The following is a 12,460-nucleotide window of genomic DNA, read 5'->3' on the forward strand; positions in this document are numbered from 1 at the left end:
TTCCTCAATTATTTTACGGCCTTCTGGCGGAGGATCTAGGCATGTGAATATTTGAATCTGTGAAGGAACTACATTGTTTCTTATTACGCCCATGGTAGAACGGTCCGCATAAAAAAGCCCCTCCGCAGTGCGATACCGCAGAGGAGCTGTCCATCAGTGCTACAGAATAGCACTGATCATTCGTTGACTGAACCCAGTAGTCAAACGAAGCGTCTTCTACCTCAACCTATTTCGTTACACGGCGACGCAGTACAAGAGCACCGCCCGCAAGAAGAAGAACAATGCCGCCGGCCACGATTGCCCATACGCCGGCACCGGTCTTTGCCAGATGCTTCTGTGGAGCTGGCGCAGGAGCAGCCTCAGGGGTCTGCGGTGGGGCCGATGGGGTAACGGGAGGCGTCGGAGGTACAACAGTCTTAGTATTGACCATTGTTACGTTTACCGGGTCGGAAGCCTTATGGAAATGTGTTGTCAGCAGGTTCTGGATCGTTTCATCTTTTGAACGGTACAGATCCAGTGTCATATTTGCCGGTGCTGGGGTCTCCGAGTTAATAAGCGCTTCAATAGCGTCAAGATGCCCGCGCGTAAAATCGCCGACATTCTTGTCATGCAAATCAAAGGAATCAGTGTAATACCAGAGTGCCCGCTGGGTTACCTTGTAGAAGTCCTCGTTGCTCAGGCTGAACTTCTCTTTGATCTTTGAAGCGTTATTTGGATATCCGTTGTAAATGACACGCAGGACGTTGGAATACAGATCTACACCTGTGCGCTTCTGCTGTGCCATCTTCTCGAAAAGGTCCTTGGTGCCTTCGGACTTCGTGTATGAATTCCCCTGGCGAGGCTGGTGTTTACCATAGTTGAAGCAGTACCATGGGCTTACGGTTTCTGAACCATTGTCAGCTATCAGTGATGATTTTGGCAGCATTGAATACTCGCCTACAGTGTAAGTCCCGCCGTTATTAGTGACTTCAGGAGCAACTGCTTTGACCTCAAAAGTCTGATCAGGAGCCTTATTGTAACCTGCAGGAGCCTGGACTTCAGTAAGTGTGTATGTTCCGGCTGCAAGGCTCAGGGTATGGGCTGATGTTTCGCTGATCCACTCAGCGTCGGTAACAACGGTTCCGTCAGCTGCTTTGTGGGTGACTTTCAGCTGTGCGCCTGCAAGTGCTTTCCCGGTATTATCGGTCTTTGAGATGTTTACTACACGTGTCGCTTCTTCTGCGTGGCTCATTGTTGGGGTCGCAAGAGCAAAAGCGACAAGTCCGAACAATGCGGCTACAGCTGTAATAGCAGCAAGGGTGCGGCGTTTTAATATACGCATATTATCCTTAATCCTTACTTTATAAATACTATATCTGCGTAGAAAGATTCAAATCAATCATGGAATAGAGAAACTTATCCCAAATAAGTACATGAAAGATCTGACCCCAACTCGCGGTTTTTAGTCTACCGCAAGGGGTGACAAAGCTGTGAGCATAAAGGGGGAAGCGTATGCGGCTTCGCTTGCGGCACAACAAATCCCTCGGCGCGTCACGTCGGAGGCGTTGATACAGAAGGGGTCTAGCAGTTTCGGAGATAGTATTAAGATTATGTCAAGAAATAAATGAGTTTCTGCTTAGAAGGTAATAAGTATTCTATAAAAATACAGTAAGTATGCAATTCCAGTGCATTAAAATTACATAAACTGGTTAAGCCAAGATACAGCAGCATGCCTGTACCTTAAGCGTATACGTTCAGATCTGCACGGATCCGCTACAACCATCGGTGCGGGTTTGCTGCGGTTCGGGCTGTGTACGCAGGGGAGAGGTGAATACCAGGTCTGAGGGGAGGGGCGAGGGACCGGAGCTGTGGATCAGGGAAAATGGGGACGGAGTAACGTGAGGAGCTGAACTTGCCGGTATCCGGGCTGCGTACGAGGCCGCATCCTCGCCTGCTTGGAACGCGGCTATGAGATAATACAGGGTATGCATACAGACCCGGATTTTTACGCTATCATACCCGCGGGAGGGGCAGGGTCGCGCCTGTGGCCGCTGAGCCGTGCAGCAAAGCCCAAATTCCTTCTTGACCTTACATCAGACGGTCGCACCCTGATCCAAAGTACGTGGGACAGGCTTCTGGGCGTATGCCGGAGTAGCCATATTGCAGTGAGCACCGGAGTGCGTTATGCAGACGCAGTCCTCAGCCAGCTGCCCGGGCTTGCGGAAAATAATGTATTCGCTGAGCCTGTTGGGCGAGACTCTATGGCGGCGATCACACTCGCAGCCGCGGTGCTGGCGAAGCGGCACGGGCGCTCCATTATTATAGGGTCTTTCGCTGCTGACCATGTGATAACAGATAACAGCAGGTTCTGCTCGGCAGTCAGCCAGGCAGTTGCTGCCGCACGCGCAGGCTTTATAACGACTATCGGTATAACCCCCAGCAGCCCTTCTACAGCGTTCGGGTATATCCGCGGAGGGGAGCCCCTCCCTGATATCGGCAGACCTGGGGATCCCGAGGATCCTGAAGATCCTGAAAATCCTGAAAATTCTGAAGATACGGAGCGCGCGTGGGCGGCTTCAGCAGCTGCCGGCATCGCAGCGGACCGCCCCAAAGTTTTCAAGGTGGAGAGCTTCGTTGAAAAGCCGGATCATGATACGGCCAAAGCTTACGTAGCTTCCGGAAAATACCGATGGAATGCCGGGATATTCATCATGCAGGCCGGCATCCTCCTGGATGCCCTTGAGAGGCTCCACCCGCACATGTACTCGCAGATCATGGAAATAGCAGGCGCATGGGATACACCGGAGCAGGAAAGCACGATGCTTAAGGTGTGGCCGGAAATCGAAAAGACTGCATTCGATTATGCTATCGCCGAACCCGTTGCTCAAAAAGGCGGGGTTGCTATGGTCCCGGGGGATTTTGGGTGGGAAGACATTGGCGATTTTGCGTCGTTGTCATCTTTCGCTCCTGTAGCAGACAGCCACGGGAACAGGGTACTTCTGGCGTCTGCGGATAACGATAACACTGCAGATAACAGCAGTATGGCGAACAGCAATGGTATGGCAGACGGCAGCAGGCCGGCAGACGGCCCGCGGCTGGTTTCTGTCGGTTCGTCCGGCAATCTGGTGGTATCGGCCCCGTCACTCTCAGGTAAAGTCATTGCCCTTGTGGGTCTTGAAGATACAGTCGTGGCAGACATGCCCGATGCGCTTCTTGTTATGCCCAAATCCAGGGCACAGGATGTCAGGGCTGTATCAAAAATTCTTGAAAATAAGCCTGAAAGCTAGAATACAGAGAAGCCCGGGTGTCCTTTAAATCCTATAAAATATTGTACGTAAATTGCAATCCATATCGCGTAATTAACGTAACAGAAAACAGGAAAGGGGAAGCCAGATGGCTATCAATCCTCCAGTAGACGCAACACGCACCCAGGCATGGGCGCAGCTCCAGCAGCATTTCAACCAGCTCCAGCAGCAGGGGATCAGCCTGCGGCAGTGGTTTGCGCAGGATCCTCAGCGGGTACAGCGGATGAGTTTTGATGCAGGCGACCTGCATTTTGATCTTTCCAAAAACCTGATCACTCCGGAGACCCTTCAGCTGCTGGCAAACCTTGGACGCCAGGTAGGCCTTGAACAGCGTATCCAGGACCAGTACCACGGTGTGCACATCAACAACACAGAGGACCGTGCTGTGCTCCACACTGCCCTGCGCCGTCCGGAATCAGATGAAGGCAAGTTCGTAGTAGACGGCCAGGATACCGTTAAAGATGTCCGCGAAGTGCTGAACAGGATCTACGATTTCGCGCGCAAAGTGCGTTCAGGCGAGTGGACAGGCATTACCGGCCGGCGTATCACTACTGTTGTCAACATTGGCATCGGCGGGTCAGACCTGGGCCCCAGCATGGCGTACGAGGCGCTGAAGCCCTATGCGGACGCGGGCATCACAGCACGGTACGTCTCTAATATTGACCCCAACGACCTGGCAGAAAAAACCAGGGACCTTGATCCTGAAACAACGCTTTTCATTATTGTTTCCAAGACTTTCACTACTCTGGAGACCCTGACGAATGCACGCTGCGCCCGCACTTGGCTGCTTGATTCGCTGCGCGCAAAAGGCGCGATTTTTGGTGACGGACAGGATGCTGATGCTGTCCGCAGGCATTTCGTTGCAGTCTCTACTGCGCTGGACAAGGTCGAAGCTTTCGGCATTGACCCGGCGAATGCTTTCGGCTTCTGGAACTGGGTTGGCGGTCGGTACTCAGTCGATTCCGCGGTAGGTACCTCGCTTGCTGTAGTCCTTGGCCCTGATAATTTTGAGAACTTCCTCCAGGGGTTCCATGCAATTGACGAATATTTCGCCAGCACTCCTCTGGAACAGAATGTTGTAGCGCTTCTCGGCCTCATGAACGTATGGTATGTGAACTTCTTCGGTGCGGCATCGCATGCAGTGCTTCCGTATGACCAGTATCTGCACCGTTTCCCTGCATACCTGCAGCAGCTGACCATGGAGTCGAACGGTAAGTCGGTACGCTGGGACGGTACCCCGGTCACATATCAGACCGGTGAAATTTTCTGGGGCGAACCGGGAACGAATGGCCAGCATGCTTTCTATCAGCTGATCCATCAGGGTACCCGGCTGATCCCAGCTGATTTTATAGCATTTGCGAACACGCCTCATCCGGTGAAGGACGGCGGGCAGGATGTCCACGAGCTGTTCCTCGCTAATTATCTGGCACAGACCCGCGCGCTTGCCTTTGGCAAGACGGCGGACGAAGTGCGTGCAGAGGGGACGCCGGAAGCCATAGTCCCGGCCCGTATCTTCTCCGGTAACCGCCCAACTACATCTATTTTCGGCGATACCCTCACCCCGTATGCGCTTGGTGAGCTGATTGCCCTTTACGAGCACATCACCCTTGTGGAAGGCACCGTGTGGGGCCTCGACTCCTATGACCAGTGGGGTGTTGAACTTGGCAAGGTACTCGCGAAGGAGATCACTCCTGCAATCTCCCAGGATGACAGCGCGCTGGCACAGCAGGATGCTTCGACCCAATCGCTTATCCAGTTCTACCGCGCACACAGGCGGTAGCAGCTATGCGCGTGCAGGCATATAACGCGCATTAACGCGCAGAACAAGCCGTTGCAAGATTGATCAGGGTGCCCCGGATGTCTGATCCGGGGCATTTCTGTTACCGGCAATAAGCTATGCCGCGGAACACGCCGTGCATTGGAGCCTGATTTAGTCCCAGGGCAGTTTTATAGTTTAAGTATTCAGCCAAGTTCGGCATGGATTCATCAGATTACCTTCAATGATGAGTCTCCCATACGAAAAGCCCGATGTGCGCTAAGCGCCGCATCAGTATGGTTGTATATATCAGAACAAAGAAAGGTTGGTCCAGTGGCAGAGAGCCAGGATCTTTCTAAGATGAAGCTCCCGGAGCTTCGTGAACTCGCAAAAAGAGTAGGATTGAAGAGTATAACGGCATTGCGCAAACCGCAGCTTATAGCAGCGATCGAAAATGTGCGCAGCGAAGCTGTTGCGTCTATCCAGGCTGAGCATGAACACCAGCCTGACCAGCAGCGTGTATCAGGGCAGGGGCCTCAGGCTCCGCGGAACACGCGCCAGACACGCGGCCGTAAACGCAAGAATGCTAATGAAAACATCCCTCGCGTCCGTGTATCTCACCCCGTACCTGAAGAGGGGCCTGCGGATCTGCTTGAAGATCTGGGTATTGAGCTCCCGGATTCGCGGTCCCGCAGCCTTGAAGATGGGGGTACCGACAAGCTTGCACAGCTTAACGCTGATCTCGATAACCTCCTCGCAGCTATCCCGGACCGTTCGGGGCAGAATGGCAGTGACACCGCCCGCACAGCTTCACCGCAAAGCGTAGAGCATGCAGATCGCCGCGGCCGCGGAGAAGACCGCCAGGCGGTACGCCGTGACCGCACCGAGCAGCCTGAACACCGTGGGCGCAAAGGCTATGGCAGCCGTGATGATTCTGCCGATTTACGAGGCAGCCGCGACAGTCGTGATCCCCGCGCAGCACGGCGCGAGGCAGACGATCAGCAGCCTGCAGAATCCATGGTCCCTGTCGCCGGGATCGTTGATATCCTTGATTCCTATGCTTTCGTCCGTACAAGCGGATATCTTCCGGGGCCGAGCGATGTGTATGTGTCAATGGGGCAGGTCAAGAAATATGGCCTGCGCAAGGGTGATGCGGTGCGCGGATTCATCAGGCCCCAGCGCGAAGGCGAAAAGCCGAACAAGCGCCAGAAGTTTGTACCGCTGCAGGTCCTTGATTCCATCAACGGTATGACGGTAGAAGAGGCTTCCCGCCGCCCGCAGTTTTCAAAGCTGACTCCGTTGTATCCTCAGGAACGCCTGAAGATGGAAACCGCACAGAACAAGCTTACCGGGCGCGTTATGGATATTTTCGCGCCGATCGGCAAAGGCCAGCGCGGCCTTATCGTATCTCCTCCTAAAGCAGGCAAGACTATTACCCTTCAGGATATTGCGAATGCGATTTCGGCGAATAACCCTGAAGTGCATCTCATGGTCGTGCTTGTTGATGAGCGTCCGGAAGAAGTTACCGACATGCAGCGTACGGTCCAGGGCGAAGTGATCTCCTCGACTTTCGACCGTCCTGCTACTGACCATACGACAGTTGCCGAGCTTGCTATCGAACGTGCTAAGCGTCTGGTAGAGCTTGGCCAGGATGTCGTCGTCCTGCTTGATTCCATGACGCGCCTTGCACGTGCATACAATATTGCCCAGCCGGCTTCCGGCCGTATCCTTTCCGGCGGCGTGGACGCCCAGGCGCTGTATCCGCCGAAGAAGTTCTTCGGTGCTGCCCGCAATATCGAAGACGGCGGCTCGCTGACGATCATCTCTTCTGCCCTTGTGGAAACAGGTTCCAAGATGGATGAAGTCATCTTTGAGGAATTCAAGGGGACCGGCAACATGGAGCTGCGGCTGTCCCGCGAACTGTCCGAGAAACGCATGTTCCCGGCTATCGATATCAATGCGTCGGGTACCCGCCGCGAGGAGCTTATCACCCCTCCGCAGGAGCTTGCGATCGTATACCGCCTGCGCCGCGCACTGGGCGGCCTTGAGCCGGAAGCCGCTTATCAGCAAGTGGTCACGCGCCTGAAGCAGACTAAGTCTAATCATGATTTCCTTGCCCTGATGGCTCAGGGTACTGCTTCAAACTGATGTGTCAGGCTGCGATGGCTTATAATGCCAGCTTGAAGCTATGCCAGCTGCATTGACAGCTGTACAGTGTTACTACAGTACATTGCAGCGCACGAATATTGCAGTATATGAATGCCCCCGTATTTTACGCGGGGGCATTCTGCTATTTTATTTTTTGTTTAAGAATGTTGGCTGAAGCTGCCAACAAAGCATGATACTAGTCTATATATCTGCAAGTGAGTTTGCAAGGATCCCTAGTTGAGGTACCTCCACAAGCTTGTAAGAAGATATTATACTTGTATAATTAATGGCAATCTCCATCTGTTGGAAGCTGGAGTTATTCATTCCCATCGTCGAAATCGATGTCCACATCTGCTTCATGGTAGAGTTCAATGCTAGTGTTTATGTCAAGCTCCTCGACAATCCACGGTTCTTCTTGGAGTTGACAGTTCTGTTTAAACTCATCATAGTGATTGCGTCCGTCCATACCCCGTAGGGTTACCACGATGCCAAAGCGCATACCGTTGCCCGTGTTCTTTCCCGCGGAATTAATCTTGTCAAGCGACGGATTGAAACGTTCAGTCTTGCGGATTTTGAATCCCCAGTAGGGGATACCTCGGGTAATGCGTGGTATAAATCGGCTTTTTTCAATATCGCTAATATGTTTGACGTTATCCCATTTGCGATAGAGTCTACGAGCATCGCCTTCGTAGGTTCGGGCAGTTGGATCATCCTGCACGTTGTTGTTGATTGAATCAATGCCATCAGTCTTCATACGGCCAAAATGGAGGTCTAATTCTGTATCTGTGTAGTCAACGCCTTGGTTTTTGTCACATTTCGGGAAATAGCAGAGCGTAGCTCGCGCCATATAGTGATATTTACCGTTCGTGATAGGTACAGGTATGCGGTAATTATAGGTCTCAAAAGCATTAGCGGTGCCTTCCAACAGAAACCGTATTTCATTAGATGGTGTGGCCAGTACATCCTTGATATGCGTGGGTACGATACCGTAGCCAAGTCGAAGATTATCATCGGGTGCAGGAAGCCACCCAGATGCAGAGTCAATGAGCAGCGCTTTAGCAGTCTCGCGAGACAGGTTCATGATGTAAATCAGATACGCCATCTTTCGAGTAACCCATGGGGCAGCGAACGAGGTTCCAGCACTCAGAGCTATGCCGCCTGGTTTGTATACAGCCATGAATTCGGTATCGTCGCCGCCGAAGCACGAGATATCTGGTTTACGGAAAAAGCGAAGTACTGGTCCCTGTCGTGTATAACTTGCCGGTTCTCTAAGTACAGATGTGGCGTTGACGGTTAGCGAGTTGATAGAGTCCGCGGGTGCTCCAACTCGTTTGGGCTTGTTACGATCGTCTGTCGCGATCTTATTGGTCCCGGCAACGATAAAAATTACGCCGTATTCGTTTTGCAGTTCGTCCAGAATTGCCGCCTCGGGCGAGATGGCGTTTTCAGGTACTTCCAAGGCTGAACCGAGACTTAGATTCCAGACGATTATATCTCGGTTCATGGTGACAATGCTCCGTATAGCTGTGAGGATAGAGAACGAACTATTTCTACCTTCTCTAGCGACAGCGAAATGGCGTACTCGGAAGCGTCCACATCCGTCGTCAAGAGTTGGATTCAATCCCGGACCGTCAACGATGAGCGACGTAACTTCAGTACCATGCACATAATCAGCGGGGTCATCACCCAACTCAGGGTTGATTTCGTCGTGGTATTCGACCCAATCAGAGAAATAGGTGTTTGTGGTGTCAAACCGTGTGTCAATAACACCAATGATAGGCTCATTACCGGGTGCAGGGATATCTGGTACATACTCGTTACGCGTGGATGCGGATTCGAACACCAGCTGTGAGGTATCTTTCAGCGACATGGCAATCAGATATGGTGCAGACTGAGCGAGTTTGCGATACTGGTCCGGGGTCATGTTAATGGTGGTAGCATCAAGCATATTTGCCGAGATCACATTCACACCGAGAGAATTCAGTAGTGCTACTGTTTGATCAGTGTTGCGTCCAGTATTATAAATAGTGACTAGAGAGCGCTCTTGTTGATTTTCGGCGTGGGTCTTGATGTCGAAACGTGCAACATAATGCACATCTCGAACGATCTGAGCGAACGCGGTCTTCCTCAACGCAACGTCCACATCACTTTTGTCAAGTCCATTTTTTGTAAATATATTTAGCTCATCGGCATCAATAGCACCACCATGTCGTTCTAGTATTGTTTTGCACGCCTCTAGTTTTGTGAGAGTTGCCTTAATAGATTGCATGGTCACGTAATGTGTAATTACGTGACGTTTGTAACCATCTATCGTCTCAAATCGGGCTCCGACAATGGAATTGTTAGGCGATTTTCTACCCTCCGTTAATAGTTCTCGTATGCGGTTGCTTTTTGCGACTACAGTTATGTAATGTACCTCAATCAATGGGTTGATAGTTGTCTCCTGCATCGTCCAGAAATCCTGAACTCTTCGGAGCTGCGCTATTAGGGCTTTCACATCGTCCACAGCAACCGTTGTGTGTGCTGGTAGTATGGGAGGGCCGGGGCGTTGGGCTCCTCTAGTTTGAAATTTACCTTTCAATCTCAGCGTGTTATTCATTGCTGACTCCTTTCACTTCTCTAGCGATGGTGCTGCGTGAAACTCCAGTTAGGATTTCTACCTCGCGTAACGTGAATCCCTGCCTATACAGCACGCGGATATCACAGATATTCGTTGCTCCGCTTGGTGTTAGTGCGATGTAGAGACGCCGTAGATAGTCGAACTCATCATTGGGTTTACTGAAAGCTATAGCCGAGCGTATGAGATTCTTCATTTCACCCGGATAAGGTAGTCGTTCAGCAACAAAGAGAATCTTACGGAACAAGCGTATGTTTCTACCGATAAACGAGAATTGTCCCGCATAATCGTTCATAATAGCTTCGGCTACATCAGTCAGATCGCTGTGCGTATACCTGCCAAAGTCAATAGTAGCGTCAAAACGACGGACAAATGCTTTGTCGAACTTGGCGAACAGGTTAGTGGTAGCAAACAGCATAACTTGTTCCGACAGTTCGTCCATCTGATGCAGTAATGCCGATGTAGCTCTACCCATTTCACGTACATCATGTGAATCAATGCGGTCTAACGCTAAGGCGTCGATTTCATCGAATAGTACCACCACGTGATCTGGCCGCGAAAAGTTGTTGATTTCATCGAACAGTTTCGCAATGTTCTTTGCCGTTTGGCCGAGACGGCTGTCTACGACAGAGTTGAAATCTACCACATATAACTCACGCTGCAGTATAGCTGATATTTGTTTTACTGACTCAGTTTTGCCTGTGCCTGCTGGGCCATGGAACAGAAATCGATGGATACCGGCGCTTCTGTCAATCGCATTGATTATCCCTTGGATGTCGTTCGTAATAGCTTCCGGCAATGGTAGTGAGGTTTTTACTACTGGACGCCTCGTGAGGAATTCTGAGTGTACGGATGAATCTGCTGACTGGGGCGTGAAGGTGTTGGCATCCGACAGAAGTGCAATGACATATGCCGCCAGTTGCACGTCCCCAGAATGGTCAAAATCCTTCGCAATTCCATAAGCTTCATTGCGGAATGCTGCGTCGTTATGCTCGGTATGATAGCGAATTAGATTCAATACGGCTTTCTTTTTCATGGCTGTTACAGCCTCCTATGTCTGTTTAAGTGATTCATGCATGTCACTCATCTTAGCTCTATATGTAGACTAACTGTGTCTCAATTTTAGTATAATTTGTCTATTTATGTTTTGCGTGTTGTAGCGAGATAAAGCCACCCGTTATGGTGGCCGAAACAATAGAACTCCAACCTATTTACACAGATTGGAGTTAAAAATGAGTCTTAGTCTCGCATGCCGATTGTAGGAATGATACACAGTACTATCATAGAAGATCGTTGTACAATCACCTCTGTGAAATAAAGGCGCCTGAACGTGGAAGATTAATAACGAATATATTAGCATATAAACCTGGTGAGGATAACCATCTCCCAGGAGCACGTGTGGAAGTTTGTCCGTGTGGAGGCGCTATTCATAATCCAAGTATTGTACATATTGATTCTGGTGATAGGCTCCCACCTACTCAAGAGAGTCTACATCTGTGGAGGTCCTTATCCTCATTAAGGTGATAGGAGCGATCTATGAGAAACCTTAACGTAAATAATATCAGCAGTATTGTTAATACTAACGATTCATCTCAATACAGTAGACCTCTGGAAATCCTGTCCAATGCAGATCTCGTTTAGGAGGAGAACTTTCGTATAGCTCAGCTAAAGTAGGAGTGTATCAAACGTATGAAAAGTTACTAACGGTGATTGTAATTGCGGTAGTGCTTGGGATGACTACTTATAATTACCTACATCATTTGGGGAGTTTGGCAACCTGTAAGCATTTTACTAGGGGTATGTTCAGCCGCAATCGTATATGTTGGCTTCAAAGGCAGGGCGTTCCTAATTGTTTCGAGAAGGAGCATGCTGAGGCAGTTCACACCATTCATGATCTTGTATAAGTTAAGAGGCTGCTACTTTCCACGGGTGTAGCGGATTGACAGCAATATTCGCTGACGTATACGCTAGGTTATCTCCTTCGGATACCTAAGACAGCATATGCACCAGTAGCTGAAGGGTATCTAGAAGAGAATTATTCACCCGTCATTGTTGAATCTTTTATTATCTTATTGATGCCCAAATTAGGCATTGAACGTGCCACGTATATGGTGTCGATCTTTCATCTTTGTGAGCACAGTGATGCTCCTTGTGAGATAAGAATTGATGGTAGCGGAAATGAAGGCGCAGTGCATATCGGGATAGCGCTGTCGGAAATTCTACCGAGCCATTTAGAACAGTTAAATAGTCTAGTCCGTTTAAAATAACCTCAATTCTATAGTTCTTATAATCATTGAATGAGGCTTTTACCGGTCATTTCCAATTCTTTGGGATGTGATTGGTATAAAAAATGATATAGCGGCTTTCATGTCCAACTGTAAGAATTGAGAACCATTAATATAAATTAGCTTGGAATCGATCGATGGTACGCAAGGGATCTTAGTTCATCTTTAACGACAAGTGCATCCAGCCCCGAATCCCTGTCTCCGTTAACGCCGGTCCTGCCGCGGACAAAACTGTCAACCGTGCCGACGTAAGTTTTACTGTTCCCCTCGCCAATTGTGACATCGCGATTGACCATATAATTCATGTCGTTGAATTCTTCCCGCGCAAGTTGCATACGTTGTTTGTCGGTAAACATTCCTTCATACATAA

The 12,460-nt window shown here is 50.2% G+C and carries 8 protein-coding genes; 4 read left to right on the plus strand and 4 right to left on the minus strand.

Annotated elements, in window-relative coordinates; all coding sequences use genetic code 11:
- Nucleotides 1-226 precede the first annotated feature (226 nt).
- A complete protein-coding gene (locus HMPREF9156_RS0106170; RefSeq protein WP_007147909.1) occupies nt 227-1,321 on the minus strand; it encodes a prealbumin-like fold domain-containing protein in 1,095 nt (364 codons plus the stop codon).
- Nucleotides 1,322-1,964: 643 nt separating this feature from the next.
- On the opposite strand from HMPREF9156_RS0106170, the gene HMPREF9156_RS0106175 reads away from it, so the two are divergent.
- The 3 genes from HMPREF9156_RS0106175 (at nt 1,965) to rho (ending at nt 7,188) form a co-directional block, all read left to right on the plus strand.
- Nucleotides 1,965-3,266 carry a mannose-1-phosphate guanylyltransferase gene (locus tag HMPREF9156_RS0106175; RefSeq protein ID WP_007147910.1) on the plus strand — a complete coding sequence of 434 codons (1,302 nt, stop codon included), beginning with the start codon at nt 1,965-1,967 and terminating at the stop codon, nt 3,264-3,266.
- Nucleotides 3,267-3,372: 106 nt separating this feature from the next.
- Nucleotides 3,373-5,064 (plus strand): glucose-6-phosphate isomerase, encoded by a 1,692-nt coding sequence (pgi, locus tag HMPREF9156_RS0106180; RefSeq protein WP_007147911.1) that lies wholly within the window; start codon nt 3,373-3,375, stop codon nt 5,062-5,064.
- Nucleotides 5,065-5,373: 309 nt separating this feature from the next.
- Nucleotides 5,374-7,188 carry a transcription termination factor Rho gene (rho, locus tag HMPREF9156_RS0106185; RefSeq protein WP_029246401.1) on the plus strand — a complete coding sequence of 605 codons (1,815 nt, stop codon included), beginning with the start codon at nt 5,374-5,376 and terminating at the stop codon, nt 7,186-7,188.
- A 316-nt stretch (nt 7,189-7,504) separates the two neighbouring features.
- Here the strand turns inward: rho and HMPREF9156_RS0106190 are convergent, their stop codons facing one another.
- Together HMPREF9156_RS0106190 and HMPREF9156_RS0106195 are read right to left on the minus strand one after the other, a co-directional pair.
- On the minus strand, nt 7,505-9,787 hold the full coding sequence (locus HMPREF9156_RS0106190) for a S8 family peptidase (RefSeq protein ID WP_007147913.1): 2,283 nt from the start codon (nt 9,785-9,787) through the stop codon (nt 7,505-7,507).
- Complete coding sequence (locus HMPREF9156_RS0106195) at nt 9,780-10,841, minus strand: AAA family ATPase (RefSeq protein WP_007147914.1); 1,062 nt, start codon at nt 10,839-10,841, stop codon at nt 9,780-9,782. The genes HMPREF9156_RS0106190 and HMPREF9156_RS0106195 overlap by 8 nt, the downstream gene beginning before the upstream one ends.
- 257 nt (nt 10,842-11,098) lie before the next feature.
- Between HMPREF9156_RS0106195 and HMPREF9156_RS07320 the strand changes: the two genes are divergently transcribed.
- On the plus strand, nt 11,099-11,329 hold the full coding sequence (locus tag HMPREF9156_RS07320) for a YjzC family protein (protein WP_267878470.1): 231 nt from the start codon (nt 11,099-11,101) through the stop codon (nt 11,327-11,329).
- Between the two features lie 880 nt (nt 11,330-12,209).
- Here the strand turns inward: HMPREF9156_RS07320 and HMPREF9156_RS0106200 are convergent.
- On the minus strand, nt 12,210-12,425 hold the full coding sequence (locus HMPREF9156_RS0106200) for a hypothetical protein (RefSeq protein ID WP_231198081.1): 216 nt from the start codon (nt 12,423-12,425) through the stop codon (nt 12,210-12,212).
- Nucleotides 12,426-12,460: the final 35 nt, after the last annotated feature.

Source organism: Scardovia wiggsiae F0424, assembly GCF_000269605.1.
GTDB classification, from domain to species: Bacteria; Actinomycetota; Actinomycetes; order Actinomycetales; family Bifidobacteriaceae; genus Scardovia; species Scardovia wiggsiae.